12 protein-coding genes are annotated in these 14,169 nt (G+C 66.0%); 11 read left to right on the top strand and 1 reads right to left on the bottom strand.

Annotated features, from left to right (window positions below; all coding sequences use genetic code 11):
• Nucleotides 1-129: 129 nt before the first annotated feature.
• From AACH40_RS14700 to AACH40_RS14715, 4 genes are read left to right on the top strand one after another with little or no spacing between them, the layout of a single operon-like run.
• Nucleotides 130-1,362 carry an MFS transporter gene (locus tag AACH40_RS14700; RefSeq protein WP_338643027.1) on the top strand — a complete coding sequence of 411 codons (1,233 nt, stop codon included), beginning with the start codon at nucleotides 130-132 and terminating at the stop codon, nucleotides 1,360-1,362.
• A gap of 10 nt (nucleotides 1,363-1,372) precedes the next feature.
• On the top strand, nucleotides 1,373-2,389 hold the full coding sequence (locus AACH40_RS14705; protein ID WP_338643028.1) for a sugar phosphate isomerase/epimerase family protein: 1,017 nt from the start codon (nucleotides 1,373-1,375) through the stop codon (nucleotides 2,387-2,389).
• Nucleotides 2,386-3,306, top strand: a complete 921-nt coding sequence (locus tag AACH40_RS14710) for an alpha/beta hydrolase (protein WP_338643029.1) — start codon at nucleotides 2,386-2,388, stop codon at nucleotides 3,304-3,306. Before AACH40_RS14705 ends, AACH40_RS14710 begins: the two co-directional genes overlap by 4 nt.
• Entirely contained in the window at nucleotides 3,306-3,695 is a 390-nt protein-coding gene (locus tag AACH40_RS14715; protein ID WP_169491581.1) for a C-glycoside deglycosidase beta subunit domain-containing protein, read from the top strand. Before AACH40_RS14710 ends, AACH40_RS14715 begins: the two co-directional genes overlap by 1 nt.
• A 2-nt stretch (nucleotides 3,696-3,697) precedes the next feature.
• Here the strand turns inward: AACH40_RS14715 and AACH40_RS14720 are convergent, their stop codons facing one another.
• On the bottom strand, nucleotides 3,698-4,363 hold the full coding sequence (locus AACH40_RS14720; protein WP_338643030.1) for a TetR/AcrR family transcriptional regulator: 666 nt from the start codon (nucleotides 4,361-4,363) through the stop codon (nucleotides 3,698-3,700).
• A gap of 171 nt (nucleotides 4,364-4,534) precedes the next feature.
• Here AACH40_RS14720 and AACH40_RS14725 point away from each other — a divergent pair, with 171 nt between their 5' ends.
• From AACH40_RS14725 to AACH40_RS14755, 7 genes are all read left to right on the top strand, one after another.
• Entirely contained in the window at nucleotides 4,535-5,638 is a 1,104-nt protein-coding gene (locus AACH40_RS14725) for an LLM class flavin-dependent oxidoreductase (protein ID WP_338643031.1), read from the top strand.
• Between the two features lies 1 nt (nucleotide 5,639).
• The gene (locus AACH40_RS14730) at nucleotides 5,640-6,197 is read left to right on the top strand and encodes an NADPH-dependent FMN reductase (RefSeq protein ID WP_338643032.1); all 558 of its coding nucleotides are present in this window, start codon (nucleotides 5,640-5,642) and stop codon (nucleotides 6,195-6,197) included.
• Entirely contained in the window at nucleotides 6,194-8,530 is a 2,337-nt protein-coding gene (locus tag AACH40_RS14735) for a beta-glucosidase (RefSeq protein WP_338643033.1), read from the top strand. Before AACH40_RS14730 ends, AACH40_RS14735 begins: the two co-directional genes overlap by 4 nt.
• 96 nt (nucleotides 8,531-8,626) lie before the next feature.
• A complete protein-coding gene (locus AACH40_RS14740) occupies nucleotides 8,627-8,842 on the top strand; it encodes a hypothetical protein (RefSeq protein ID WP_338643034.1) in 216 nt (71 codons plus the stop codon).
• 136 nt (nucleotides 8,843-8,978) lie between these two features.
• Nucleotides 8,979-11,159 (top strand): catalase, encoded by a 2,181-nt coding sequence (locus AACH40_RS14745; protein WP_338643035.1) that lies wholly within the window; start codon nucleotides 8,979-8,981, stop codon nucleotides 11,157-11,159.
• A gap of 14 nt (nucleotides 11,160-11,173) precedes the next feature.
• Nucleotides 11,174-11,794, top strand: coding sequence for a hemerythrin domain-containing protein (locus tag AACH40_RS14750; protein WP_338643036.1), 621 nt, complete (start codon nucleotides 11,174-11,176; stop codon nucleotides 11,792-11,794).
• Between the two features lies 1 nt (nucleotide 11,795).
• The gene (locus AACH40_RS14755; RefSeq protein WP_338643037.1) at nucleotides 11,796-14,111 is read left to right on the top strand and encodes an FdhF/YdeP family oxidoreductase; all 2,316 of its coding nucleotides are present in this window, start codon (nucleotides 11,796-11,798) and stop codon (nucleotides 14,109-14,111) included.
• The last annotated feature ends 58 nt before the right edge of the window (nucleotides 14,112-14,169 follow it).

A 14,169-nucleotide genomic window follows, 5' to 3' on the forward strand; every position in this document is an offset into this window, starting at 1 on the left:
CATCCACGCTATCGATGATTGGCCGCGCGCGATCAGGCGCTTGACAAGCGCGCCAGACCAGCGCGATACCATAAAACCAGAATAGCGGTTCCAATTTGTCCGCGATCAATGCGAATCCGGGAGAGATCGATGTCAGCCCCAGAAAGCGCCACCGTGTCAGGCGCCCGCCAGCCTGGCCTTATTCAGGGCATGATCGTCGTCATCGCGGGATTCCTGCCGATCATCGCGATCGTTTCGATGTTCCCTGCCGTACCCGCGATCATCGCCCATTTCCACGATGATCCGGCCGCGATGGTCAAGGTGCCGGCGATGGTGTCCGCACCAGGGCTCACCATCGCGCTCTTGGCGCTGTTCGCGGGTTGGCTGGTCGATCGCTATGGCCGGCGCAAGCTGCTGCTGGTGTCGACGCTGACGTATGGCTTCTTCGGCGCGGCGCCCTTCTTCCTCGACGATCTGAACGCCATCTACGCTTCGCGCCTGCTGCTCGGCGTGTCCGAAGCGGCAATCCTGACCACGCTCAACACGCTGATCGGGGATTACTGGGACGAAGCCGGCCGCCATCGCTGGCTCTCTATCCAGGGCATCGCCGGCCCGTTTCTGGGCAGCGCGGTGATCTTTGCCTCGGGCTACCTCACCGCGATGCGCTGGAATGCCATCTTCCTGATCTACACCGTCGGCTTCCCGATCTTCATCGCGATGTGGCTTTTCCTGTTCGAACCGCAGAGCGATGCCAATGCCCGCCGGATGCTGGGCATCGGCGAGGATGCGCGGACGGCGTTCCCGTGGAGGAACGTCCTGGGATACGCCGCGATCACGCTGTTCGGCGCCTCGCTCTACTATGTCTTCATCATCAACGGCGGCATCGTCTGGCAGGAGCTGGGGGTCAGGGATTCGGGCGAGATCGGCCGCCTGACCACCCTGCCCAGCCTGTTCGTCATCGTCGGCGCGGTGATCTTCTGGCTGACCGGCAAGCTCGGCTCGCGCTTCCAGCTCGCGCTGTTCCTCGGCCTCATCGCCACCGGGCTCACGCTGATCGGCATCGCCCGCGACTGGCGCTGGATGGTGGCCGCCATGGCCGTGCAGCAGACCGGCGCCGGCATGGCCGTGCCGACACTGATCGCCCTCGCCCAGTCCAAGCTACCGTTCGAACATCGCGGTCGCGGCATGGGGGTGTGGACTGCCTGCTTCTTCTTCGGCCAGTTCTCCTCGCCGCTGCTGGTCAGCCTGATCCGGCAGGCGACCGGCACGATGCAGGGTGCGTTCTTCGTCGCTGGCCTGCTCGGCCTCGTTGTTGCCGCGCTCGCCTTCTTCCTTTTCGCGCCGCGTCGCACCGATGCGGCCGCCCTCCAAGCCGGAGCCTGAGCTTCAAACGATGACATCCAAGATCAAAAGAGGCGTCAGCCTTTACAGCTTCCAGGAAGAGCTGTTCCTTGGCCGGATGAACGTGGAGGACTGCGTGTCCTTCGCCACGTCGATCGGCGCGAACGGTATCGAGATCCTGCCCGAACAGAACATGCCCACCTTCCCCAACCTGTCCGATGCGCAGGTGGAGGAATGGAAGGCGATGCTGGCGCGTCACGGCGCGCACTTCACCGCCTATGACATGTTCCTCGATACCAAGGTCCGCAAGGACCGCCTGATGACCGATGACGAACAGGTCGAGAGCATCCGCCGCGACCTCGTCCTGTGCAACCGGCTCGGCATCAGGAACATGCGCGTGCTGGTGTTCGTGCGTCCCGACATCCTTGGCGCTTGCGTGCCCTATGCCGAAGAACTGGACGTGCACATGGGCGTCGAAGTGCACGCCCCGTGGCACCTCGAACATGCCTGGATCCTGCGGACGATCGACGAAGCCGATCGTCTCGGCACCAAGCACCTCGGCATCCTGCCCGACATGGGCATCTTCATGAAGCACTATCCGCCCGCCTTCCGCGCCCGCTTCGAGCGGCAGGGCGCGCGGCCCGAAGTCGCGCAGTTCATCGTCGACAGCCATGAAGCCAAGATCATGGCCGAATACACCATCTACGAAGTCGCGGTGAAGATGGGCGGTAACAAGGCCGAAGTGGCGATGGCCGAAACGCTGCGCCATGCACCGTATGCGAACCCCAAGCGGATCGGCGATTACGCCCCCTACTTCCGCCACATCCAGGCCAAGTTCTACGAAATGAACGAGGACTGCACCGACCCGGCGATCGCTTACGACGAAGTGATCCCCGAACTGGTCAAGTGCGGGTGGGAAGGAACGCTTTCGAGCGAATACGAAGGCAACCGCTGGATTCAGGACGTAATGGAAGTGGACAGCCGCGAGCAGGTCCGCCGCCAGCACGTGATGTTCGAGCGCCTGATCGCCGAGGCTGAGGCCAAGTACGGCGCGATGGCTGCGGCATGATGCGGCAGCTTAGCCTCCTGCTGCTCGCCGGCTGTGCGCTGGGGCTTTCGGCCCCGGCGGCAGCCCAGGCGGGCATGCCGGATGTGGCCCGCGAAACCGTGCCCGCGCCGGCGCAGCCCGGTGCCCTCGCCTTGCCCACGGCCACCCCCGGTCCCGATCGCGAAATCTGGCACACCGACGCCGGGCAACTGGCGGTGCGCAATGTCACGCGCCCCACGCTTACTCCGTTTCTGCCCGTGGGACGCGGCACCGGCGCGGCGGTGATCATTGCGCCGGGGGGCGGCTTCCTTGGCCTGGCCATCGAAAAGGAAGGCTGGAACGTTGCCCGCTGGTTCGCCAACCATGGCATCGCCGCTTTCGTCCTCAAGTACCGCGTGCTGCCGACGCCGGTTTCGCAGAGCGAGTTCGCCGACAAGCTCGCCGGGGCTATCCGGGGCGAAAAGGTCGGCTTCGGCCCGCCTGACGATACACCGCCCGAAGCACTGGCCGATGGCCTCGCCGCCCTGCGCCATGTCCGCGCCCACGCCGCCGATTATGGCATCGACCAGGCGCGCATCGGCTTCATGGGCTTTTCGGCGGGCGGATTCCTGACCCGCAGCGTGGTCGAACATGCGGGCGCCGACATGCCGGCCTTCGTCGCGCCGATCTATCCCAACATGCGGCCGATGACGGTGCCCGACAACGCGCCGCCGATGTTCGTGGGCATAGCTGCCGACGATTTCCTGATCGGCATGGCCGGCGGCCAGACCGCCCTGGTCGACAGCTACCGCAAGGCCGGCAAGCCGATCGAATTCCACCTGTTCGACCACGGCGGCCACGGCTTCGGCCTGGGCAACCGCGACGACACCACCTCCCAGTGGCCCGACCTGATGCTTGCCTGGCTCAAGGTTCGCGGCCTGATCAAGGACCAGAACTGATGTTCGACAAGTACATCATCGACCCCGCCACCCTGCGCAACACCGGCCCGGCCGACGCGCCGACCGGCTTCGCTTTCGAATCCAAGCTCGGCTATTATCGCGGTCTCGGCCTTTCGATGATCGAGGAACTGAACGTCTCGGTCGATGGCGAGACGCTGCCGCGCGATGCGGTCCGCTTCGACGAAGGCAACGGCCCGATCTCGCTTGACGAGATGGAAACCGCCTTTGACCGGCGCTGGCCCTTCGGCACCCCGGCGACGATCCTGGTGTCGCGCGAAGGCGGCTTCCCCAAGGGGGCGCACACGCTCGGCCTCGTCCAGAAGCTGCGGGTTTCGTACCTGCCCTTCCCGTCGTTCAATACCGACGAAAAGCAGGTGGACTTCGCCTGATCTCAGCGCGGCGGTGATTGGAGGAAGGCGGCGATCATGCGGGAGATATCCTCCTTCAGCACGACCCAGTCGCCTTCCCACGCCGCCTCGATCGCGGAACCGAAGCCGAGATGCCGCGCGAACGGCGCATAAAGGATGCGGAACGCGGACTCCGTCGCGCGGATCGGATCCTCGTGCCGGATCTCTTCCCGCCGGGCCAGCACGGCGGTGATGAACGCCTCGGCCGATTCCGCATAGAATTGCTTGCCGGTCTGCGCGACGACCGGATCGGAACTCGCCCGCACCATCAGCGGTCGCATCAGCGCAGCATGCTTGCGCAGCGTTTCGGCGACGGCATCGACCAGCCGGCGGACCAGATCGGCGAGATCGCTGGCGTCCTCGCGCGCGATGGCGATCTGCGCCAGCATCTCCTCGTTGACGCGGCCCAGCACCCGGAACTGCACCGCGTGGATCAGAGCGTCCTTGCTGTCGAAGCGGCAGTAGATCGACCCGATCGAAACCTTGCCGGTCCTGCTCACCTCGTTGAGCGTGAATTCGTCGGATCCACGGCTGGCCAGCAGGTTCTCGGCGGCCACCAGCATCCGCTCGAAGCTTGCCTTGCTTCGGCCCTGCTGCGGTGCGCGCACATTGGTGGCGAGGCCTGCTTCTGCAGGAGCATCCTTGGACATGCGGTTTCCTTTGCAGGCCGAAGCGGCAGCGTCAACGCTCCCGATTTAGCCATGGACAAATCAGAATTGGCGTTCTAATTCGATTTTGACGGCACCCCCGCAGGAGCACGAATCCTGCCCGCGGGCAAGGCCCTTGCCGGTTGCCGGTCTGTTACCTGTGGGGAGGAATCGATGCGCTTTTCCGTGTTCCTGAACGCTCGTTCGATGAGCCCGGCCGAAGATGGCCGCCTGATCACCGATCTCGTCGATCACGCAACGCTTGCCGCGCAAAGCGGCTTTGAAGCTGTGTTCATGCCCGACCACCACTTCAACGGCTACATGCCGGTGGCCAGCGACAGCTTCATCCTGGCCGGCTATCTCGCCGCGCGCCTGCCCGACATGCACTTCGGCTTCTCGGTCGTGTCGGTGCCGCTGCATCATCCCGTTCGCTTCACCGAACGCGTCAACGTGCTGGACCATCTGACGAAGGGCAAGCTGCTGGTCGGCGTCGGCTCGGGCACCACGCCGGAAGAAATGATCGGCTTCAACGTCGATTACCGCGATGCCAGCCCGCTCGCCGAAAAGAACCTCGAAATTGCCGAGCAGCTTTGGGCCAAGCGAATGGACGACCCGGCGGTGCTGATCGACAACGGCCCCTACCAAGGCCGCGTGCTGCAGCGCATCACGCCCACGCCCTACGGCGAAAACCATGCCCGCCTGATGCCGGTGGCGATGAAGGAAGCGAGCGCCCGCCGTGCCGCCGTCAATGGCTGGCCCGCGTTCATCCCGGCGTTCACCCCGCCCAAGATCGGGGGCACCGAGCCCTTCGTCCACGTGAAGAAGTATTTCGATATCTACAAGGGCATGCTGCTCGAAGCCGGCCACAGCGACGCGGTGGTCAAGGACGCGCTGTCGTGGACCACGCACACCTATCAGGCGGTCCACGTCGCCGAAACCGACGAACAGGCCCGCGAGGAACTGGAAGTGATCCTCAAGTCCTACCAGGCGGCGGTCGAGCGCGAGGCGGAATTCAACGCCCGCGCCGAAAGCAACGAGGCCAACACCAAGACCGACCGCACACCCAATGCGCTGACCGACGACTGGATCGGCACCTGGTGCCTTTACGGTTCGCCCGAAACCGTGATCGAACACCTCAAGCCCTATGCCGAACTCGGCATCGGAAACGTGCTGTGCGGCACCACCACCGGTCCGCTCACCGAAGAACGGCTCCGCCTTGGCGATCAGACCCTGCGCCTGATGGGCGAGAAGGTCATTCCGGCAATTAAGGGGCTGTAAGGTGAAGGTCGTCGGCATCGGCGGAACCCTGCGCGATGGATCGAGCACCGAGCGCCTCCTCGGCGCGGTGCTCGCCGCCTGCGCGCGCAAGGGCGCCCAGACGCAGCTGTTCGGGGGATCGACTCTGGCGGCGCTGCCCCACTTCGATCCGCAGGCAGGCGAGCGGACCCAGGCAGAGGCGCGACTGGTCGAAGCCGTTCGCGCGTGCGATGCACTGGTGATCGGCTCGCCCGGATACCACGGCGGCGTATCGGGTCTGGTCAAGAACGCGATCGACCTTCTGGAAGACCTGCGCGAAGATGCCCGGCCCTATTTCGACGGGCGCCCCGTGGGTCTGGTGGTCAGCGCCGCCGGCTGGCAGGCTACCGGCGTCACGCTCGGCGCGCTGCGCGGCATCGTTCATGCGATGCGCGGCTGGCCCACGCCGCTCGGCATTGCGGTAAACTCGGTGGTGCAGCGCCCCTTCGCCGCCGATGGATCGCTGGCGGATGACGACATCGCCGGCGCGGTTGAAGCACAGGCAACGCAGATTATGGCATTTGGCAAGGTCCCGGCATGACCCTTTCGCTTGAAGAACAGGCCCGGCTCACCGCCGGGGCCACGATGTGGACCACCGGCGCGGTGCCCGAACTGGGCCTGCGCGAAGTTGCCATGGCCGATGGTCCGATGGGTGTGGCCAGCGGCCGCATCGATGAACGCGATGTCTCGATCCTTACCCCTGCGCCGGTTTCGCTCGGGGCCAGCTGGGATCTCGATCTGCTGGAACGGGTTGGCGCGCTGGTCGGCAACGATGCCATCGGGCGCGGCGTCGATGCGCTGCTCGCCCCCAACGTCAACCTTGCGCGCAGCCCCAACGCGGGCCGCGCGTTCGAATACTATTCGGAAGATCCGCTGCTCGCCGGGCTGTGCGGCGCAGCGTGGACGCGTGGCATCCAGTCGACCGGCACCGGCGCGGTCGCCAAGCACTTCGTGTGCAACGACAGCGAGACCGAGCGCGATACCCTCAACGCGGTGATCGACGAACGCACGCTGCGGCAGGTCTACCTCCTGCCCTTCGAGCTGTGCTGCGAAGCGGGCTGCGGCGGCATCATGACCGCGTACAACCGCGTCAACGGCGATTGGTGTGCCGAAGCAAGCGAACCCTTGCGCATCGTGCGCGAAGAATGGCGCTATGACGGCGTGCTGATGAGCGATTTCTTCGCCACGCACTCCACCGCGCCCACGCTCAACGCCGGCCTCGATCTGGAAATGCCCGGCCCCGCCCGCTTCCTTGGCGCAAAGGCCGCCGATGCCGTTGCGAGCGGCGAAGTTCCGGCCGAACGCCTCGCCGATGCGGCCGACCGCGTCATGCGTTTCGCCCGCCGCTTCGGCGGCGCCAAGACCCCGGCTGACCTCGATGCGGACGAACTGCTGACAGAAGCGGCGGCAGCCGGGATGGTCCTGCTGCGCAACGACGGCCTGCTGCCGCTCGCCTCCGATCTCGCCACGATCGCGGTGATCGGCCCGAACGCCACCGCACCGTGCTATCAGGGCGGCACGTTCGCGCGCATTGCCGTTACGCCCGACGCCCCCACGCCGTTGCAGGCGCTTGAAGCCGCGTTCGCCGGACGCGCCAAGATCCTTCACGAACCCGGTGTCGATCCGCAGCCGCGCCTGCCGTCCCTGCCCGTCGCGCCGATGGTCGATCTTGGCGATGGCTGCAGCGATGGCATGACCGTCGAATACTTCGCCGGGCACGATATCGCCGCCGAGCCACTCACCCGCGAAACCCGCGCGACCAATTCGCTGGTCTGGTTCCACGGCGTCCATGAACAGGCCCGCTTCAACGAAGCCGGGGCGGTGCGCGCGCGCGGATGGTACGTCGCGGCGGCCAGCGGGCTGCACCGCTTCTATGTCGGGGCAACCGGTCCCGTATCGTTGAGCGTCGATGGCGTGCCGATCGTGGTGCGCCAGGAACAGCCCGCCGCGTCCGATATCATGGGTGTGCTCAAGGCGGGCGATGCCGCCCATGCCGATCTCGCGCTCGAAGCCGGGCAGCGGGTCGCGGTCGATGTCGTCTTCCGCTTCGCCCCGGCCCGCGCGCAGGGCTTGTGGTACGGCGTGCGCGCGCCCGATACGCCCGATGCCATGCTCGCCCGCGCGGTCGAAGCCGCACGCAAGGCTGATGCCGTCGTGCTGATGCTGGGCGAAACCGCCGATGCCAGCGTCGAAAGCAAGGACCGCGCCGATACCCGGCTCGATTCCGGCCAGTTGCGCCTTGCCGCAGCGGTCCTCGCCGCCAACCCGCGCACGGCGATCGTGGTCAACGTCGGCCATGCCTTCGATGCGAACTTCGCGACCGATGCCGCCGCCCTGCTCGTCGCGTGGTATCCGGGGCAAGCGTTCGGCACCGCGCTGACTGATGTCCTGCTCGGCACGCGCGAACCGGGCGGACGCCTGCCGGTTACGCTCGCACGCGAAGAGGCGGATTATCCCGCCTTCGACCTCAAGCCAGCGCCCGGTGGCGATCTCGCCTACAACGAACGGCTGTTGCTGGGGTATCGCGGGCTGCGCGCGCGGGGCACCGCGGCGCTTTTCCCGTTCGGCGCGGGCCAGGGCTATACCACCTTCGCGCTTGGTCAACCGCGTGTGGAAGGCGGGCTGATTCACGTGCCGGTTACCAACACCGGCGCGCGCATGGGTGCAGAAGTCGTGCAGGCCTATCTCGTCGACAGCCCGTTCGCGCTTGTCGGCCATGCCCGGATCACGCTGGCACCGGGCGAAAGCGACGAAGTTGCTCTTCGCCCCCATCAGCACATCCTGCGCGATATTGCCGCGCAAGACAGCATTGCCATCCGTATCGGCCGTTCGGCCGAAGACGAAGCCTTCATCGTCGATTTCCCGGCCGCCTGATCTGGCGGCCGGCGCGGCCTCTACGCGCAATCCCTTTGCCCGGCTGAAGGAACCAAACCCCCTTGGTGGGGGTTAGGCGGGCAAAGGGAAGACACTATGATTGGCAAGATCGTTTCCGCCTTGATCGGCAAGAAAATTGCTTCGCGCACGCCTGGTGTCGATGGTGGCACCGGCGCGGTCATCGGCTTGGTCGCCGAAACCGCGCTGCGTCGCATGGGGCCGTTGGGCTTTGCCGCGGCCGCTGCCGGCGGTTGGGCCGTTTCGCGCCACCTCAAGAAAAAGCAGGCTGCCCGCACCGGCCAGCCCGCCTGATCAGCACGCTGGCCGGGCCCGATAGCCGGCCAGACATATTTCATTTCCGTTCGTCGTGCTCCGTCAACCGGGGCAGGCCGCCACGTGGCGCGCCTGCCTGCGGGGTGCTGCGCGCGCCAAAGGCAAGGACCTTTCGATGGCCAAACCAACCAAAGCCGCCAGCACGCCCACCCGCCCCGAAGGCGCACCCGCAGCCCCCGCGCTCGACAACGCGCTGGCAGATCATCAGCCCGGCGGCATTGCCACCTCGCACAAGGATGCAGCCGGCAACGCGGGCGAACTTCACCAGAATGCTGCAGAAGGCAGCCCGCCTGCCGCCTACCTTACCGACAATTTCGGCCATCGCATCGCCGACAACCAGAACAGCCTGAAGGCCGGCGCACGCGGGCCCACGCTGCTCGAAGACTTCATCCTGCGCGAGAAGATCTTCCACTTCGATCACGAGCGCATCCCCGAACGCATCGTCCATGCGCGCGGTTCGGGCGCGCACGGCGTGTTCGAGGTGACCAAGGCGATCCCCGAACTGACTAAGGCCGGCCTGTTCCAGAAGAAGGGCACCACCTGCCCGGTGTTCGTCCGCTTCTCCACCGTCGCGGGCGGCGCCGGATCGGTCGACACCCCGCGCGATGTCCGCGGCTTTGCCGTCAAGCTCTACACCGAACAGGGCAACTGGGACCTTGTCGGCAACAATATCCCTGTGTTCTTCATCCAGGACGCGATCAAGTTCCCCGACCTGGTCCATTCGGTGAAGATGGAGGCCGATCGCGGCTATCCCCAGGCCGCCAGCGCGCACGACACCTTCTGGGACTTCATCGGCCTGATGCCCGAATCGCTGCACATGATCATGTGGGCGATGAGCGATCGCGCCATCCCGCGCACGCTGCGCATGATGGAAGGGTTCGGCGTCCACACCTTCCGCTTCGTCAACGCAGCCGGCGAAGGCAAGTTCGTCAAATTCCACTGGAAGCCGGTGCTCGGCATGGAATCGCTGATCTGGGACGAAGCGGTGAAAATCGCCGGCGCGGATCCCGATTTCCACCGCCGCGACCTGTTCGAAAGCATCGACGCCGGCAGCTTCCCGGCATGGGATCTCGGCGTACAGGTGTTCGACGAGGACTTCGCCGCCGCGCAGCCCTACGACGTGCTCGATGCCACCAAGCTGATCCCCGAAGAGGATGTGCCGGTCCAGATCATCGGCCGCATGACGCTCAACCGCAACGTCGACAACTTCTTCGCCGAAACCGAGCAGGTCGCCTTCCTGCCCACCAACGTCATCCCCGGCATCGATTTCTCGAACGATCCGCTGCTGCAGGGTCGCCTGTTCTCGTATCTCGACACGCAGAAGTCGCGCCTCGGAACCACCAACTTCCACCAGATCCCGATCAACGCGCCCAAGTGCCCGTTCCACAATATGCAGCGCGACGGGCTGATGCAGACGCTGGTTCCCACCGGCCGCGCCAACTACGAACCCAACTCGCTGGATGAAGCGGGAGAGCCCAACGGCCCGCGCGCCTGCCCCGCCACCGGCTTCTCCTCGTTCGAGGCGAATGCCGAACGCAACGATCCCACCGAAAAGGTCCGCGTCCGCGCCGAACTCTTCGCCGATCACTACAGCCAGGCGCGGCTGTTCTTCCGCTCGCAGACCGACAGCGAACAGGCGCACATCGCCTCCGCGCTGGTGTTCGAACTGTCCAAGGTTTCGCTCGAACATGTCCGCACGCGCGTGCTCTCGCGCCTGCGCAATGTCGATGAAACGCTCGCCCAGCGCGTTGCCGATGGCCTTGCCATGCCGCTTCCCGAAGCGGCCCCCGCCGCGCGCCAACCGGTCGAAATGAAGCCGTCGGACGCGCTCTCGATCCAGAAGAACGCCAAGGCCACGTTCGAAGGCCGCAAGCTCGGAATCCTCTTCGCCGAAGGATCGGACAAGGCCACGATCGACAAGCTCAAGGCCGATGTCGAAGCCGCCGGCGGCTCGGTCTTCCTCGTCGCGCCCAAGGTCGGCGGGTTGAAGGTCAAGGGCGGCACGCTCAAGGCCGATGGCAAGCTCGACGGCTCGCCCTCGGTCATGTTCGACGCGGTCGCGTCTGTGCTGATGCCGGCCGAGGCGGAAAAGCTGAGCAAGCAGGGCGCAGCGGTGCAATGGTTCATGGATGCCTATGGCCACTGCAAGACCATCGCCCATTGCAACGGCACCAAGGTGATCCTCGAAAAAGCCGGGATCGAACCGGACGAAGGCGTGTTGCCCAACGAACAGCTGATGAAGGTCGGCCCTGCCCGCCACTTCGCCCGCGAACCCAAGATCCGCGATCTCGCCTGAGGAGACGACACCCCATGGCAACCAAGGCCTCACCCAAGCCCCGCAAGACGGACCCCGCCACGGCCAAGGCCGAGGCCATCGCGCTCGCCAAGGAGATCGCGCCCGATGTGCCCGTGCGCATCGGCCAGACCCCGGCGACCGATCTGCGCGGGCTGCCCGACATCTTCGGACGCCTGGTCGAAGACCACGATCGCCATCGCGCCCTGCTGGCCATGATCGAGGCGACCGATGGCAAGAGCAAGGATCGCCAGAACCTGTTCGCGGAACTGGTGCGCGAGCTCAAAGCCCACGCCGCCGCCGAGGAACAGGCGCTGTGGTCGACCGTGCTGCGCAACCCCGAAACCACCGAGTTCGCGCGCCACGCCGTTGCCGAGCACAAGGAAATCGACAAGATGCTCGATGACCTTACAGCCCGCGACATGGGCACGGCCAAGTGGATGGAGCGGTTCGAGGCGCTGCGCGAGGAATACCTGCACCACATCCGCGAGGAGGAGCAGGAGCAGTTCGTCGAAAGCGAAAAGATCCTCACCGATGCGGATCGCCAGCACATGATGGCCGTGTTCGAACGCCGCAAGCGCGAGGAAAAGGCCGCCGTCGAAATGAAGCCGAAGCTCAAGATCGAGGAAATCGGCTGACATGACCGCAACCCCTGGCGGTCCCGAAGACCCCCGCAACCCCGAGGCCGCAGCCCGCGCCATCGAGGTGCCCGAACCGGCGGGGGGCTGGGGCTCGATGCAGGGGATTGCGGCTACCGAGCTTTCGCAAAAGGCGGGGCCGGGCGCGCTCGAAACGCTGGCCCACCTCAACAAGCCGGACGGCACCGCCTGCACATCGTGCGCCTGGGTCAAGCCGCCCAATCCCTCGGCGTTCGAATTCTGCGAAAACGGCGCCAAGGCCACCCTGTGGGACCTCACCCGCGAACGCTGCACGCCCGACTTCTTCGCACAGCACACCGTCACCGAACTTCGCGCGCTGAGCGCCTACGATCTCGAAAACGAAGGCCGCCTCACCGAACCGATGCGCTACGATGCGGCGACCGACCGCTACATCCGTACCACCTGGGACGAAGCCTTCGCCGCGATCGGTGCCCAGTTGCGCACCATCCCGCCCGAAGCGATGACGTTCTACGCCAGCGGCAAGGCGGCCCTGGAACCGAGCTACCTCTACGCCGCCTTCGCGCGGATGCTGGGGCACAACAACCTGCCCGACAGCTCGAACATGTGCCACGAAACCACCTCGGTGGGCCTCAAGAAGGTTATCGGCTCGCCCGTCGGCACCTGCCAGCTCGACGATTTCGAGCATTGCGACGCGATCTTCTACCTCGGCCAGAACCCTGGCACCAACTCCCCCCGCATCCTCCATCCGCTGCAACAGGCGGTGAAGCGCGGCTGCCGCATCGTGGTCTTCAACCCGCTGAAGGAGGCGGGCCTGGTCGAATTCGTCAATCCGCAAAGCCCGGTGCAGATGCTCACCGGCAAGGCGACGCGGCTTGCCCACCTTTACCTGCAGGTCCGCCCCGGCGGCGATCTCGCCGCGCTGATGGGCGTGTGCAAGCATGTCTTCGCGCGCGACACGGCGGCGCGCGCGGCGGGCGAGGCCCCGGTGCTCGACGATGCCTTCCTGGCCGAACACACCCACGCCTTTGATGCCTTCCGCACAAAGGTCGATGGCACCAGCTGGGAAGCGCTCGAACGCGCCAGCGGGGTGACCCGCGCCGAGATGGAAGCGGCGGGCCAGGTCTATGTCGAAGCCAAGGCCGTCATCGGCATCTACGGCATGGGCCTGACCCAGCAGGTCCACGGCAGCGAGGCGATCGGCATGCTCGTCAACCTGCTGCTGCTGCGCGGCAACATCGGCCGCAAGGGCGCAGGCTGTTCGCCCATTCGCGGTCACTCCAACGTGCAGGGCCAGCGCACCGTGGGCATCACCGAAAAGGTCGCGCTCGCCCCGGTCGAGAAATACCGCGAAGTGCTCGGCCTCGAAACCCCGCCGCAGGACGGGCACAACACCGCCCACTTCCTCGAAGCGCTGCTCGCCGGGCGCAACCGCGCCTATGTCGGTCTGGGCGGCAACCTCGCCATGGCGGTGCCCGATCACGAGCGCGTCCATCCCGCCTGGCGGAACATGGACCTCACCGTCCACATCGCCACGCGGCTCAACCACACGCACCTGCTGCCCGGCAAGCAGAGCTGGATCCTGCCCTGCCTCGTCCGCTCGGAAGAGGATATCCAGGCGAGCGGCAACCAGTTTGTCAGCGTGGAGGACAGCTTCAGCCACATCTACAGCTCGATGGGCCGCCGCAAGCCGGCCAGCGAGCACCTGCTGAGCGAAACCGCGATCCTGTGCGAACTCGCCAAGGCGACGCTGCCGTTCAACCCGCGCTGGCTGTGGGACGAATGGCGCGGCGATTATGCCCGCATCCGCGACCTGATCGCGCGCACCTATCCCGACCAGTTCGCCGACATGGACCGGCGGATGCACGAACCCGGCGGCTTCTTCCGCGGCAACGATGCCCGCCGCCGCGTGTGGAAGACAGACAGCGGCAAGGCCGAATTCACCGACCCATCCGTGCTCAACGCCGGGGGCGACACCAGTCCCGAAGGCGCACTGCGGCTGGTCACGCTGCGGTCCAACGATCAGTTCAACACCACGATCTACGGCCATTCCGACCGCCTTCGCGGCCTTTCGGGCGAACGCACCATCGCGCTGATCAGCCCCGCCGAAATCGCCCGGCTCGGCCTCGCTGAAGGCCAGCGGATTACGCTGGTCACCGCGATCGAGCCCGAAACCCGCCGCGCGGTCGAAGGGCTCAAGGTCGTCGCCTACGACCTGCCCGCAGGGACGATCGCCGGCTACTTTCCGGAACTCAACCCGCTGGTTCCGCTCGCCTTGCGCGAAAAGCTATCGGACACCCCGGCCAGCAAGGGCGTGCCGGTGCTGGTCGAAGCCTGAGGTTCAAGCCTGAACGGGCCAAACAAAAGGGCCGGGAAGATCGCTCTTCCCGGCCCTT

Source organism: Novosphingobium olei (assembly GCF_037076535.1).
In the GTDB taxonomy this organism is placed as follows: domain Bacteria; phylum Pseudomonadota; class Alphaproteobacteria; order Sphingomonadales; family Sphingomonadaceae; genus Novosphingobium; species Novosphingobium olei.

Excerpts from the sequence above, each read along its gene's own strand:
- AACH40_RS14700 (WP_338643027.1), top strand. The coding sequence starts at position 130 with ATGTCAGCCCCAGAAAGCGCCACCGTGTCAGGCGCCCGCCAGCCTGGC.
- AACH40_RS14705 (WP_338643028.1), top strand. The coding sequence starts at position 1,373 with ATGACATCCAAGATCAAAAGAGGCGTCAGCCTTTACAGCTTCCAGGAA.
- AACH40_RS14710 (WP_338643029.1), top strand. The coding sequence starts at position 2,386 with ATGATGCGGCAGCTTAGCCTCCTGCTGCTCGCCGGCTGTGCGCTGGGG.
- AACH40_RS14715 (WP_169491581.1), top strand. The coding sequence starts at position 3,306 with ATGTTCGACAAGTACATCATCGACCCCGCCACCCTGCGCAACACCGGC.
- AACH40_RS14720 (WP_338643030.1), bottom strand. The coding sequence starts at position 4,363 with ATGTCCAAGGATGCTCCTGCAGAAGCAGGCCTCGCCACCAATGTGCGC.
- AACH40_RS14725 (WP_338643031.1), top strand. The coding sequence starts at position 4,535 with ATGCGCTTTTCCGTGTTCCTGAACGCTCGTTCGATGAGCCCGGCCGAA.
- AACH40_RS14735 (WP_338643033.1), top strand. The coding sequence starts at position 6,194 with ATGACCCTTTCGCTTGAAGAACAGGCCCGGCTCACCGCCGGGGCCACG.
- AACH40_RS14740 (WP_338643034.1), top strand. The coding sequence starts at position 8,627 with ATGATTGGCAAGATCGTTTCCGCCTTGATCGGCAAGAAAATTGCTTCG.
- AACH40_RS14745 (WP_338643035.1), top strand. The coding sequence starts at position 8,979 with ATGGCCAAACCAACCAAAGCCGCCAGCACGCCCACCCGCCCCGAAGGC.
- AACH40_RS14750 (WP_338643036.1), top strand. The coding sequence starts at position 11,174 with ATGGCAACCAAGGCCTCACCCAAGCCCCGCAAGACGGACCCCGCCACG.
- AACH40_RS14755 (WP_338643037.1), top strand. The coding sequence starts at position 11,796 with ATGACCGCAACCCCTGGCGGTCCCGAAGACCCCCGCAACCCCGAGGCC.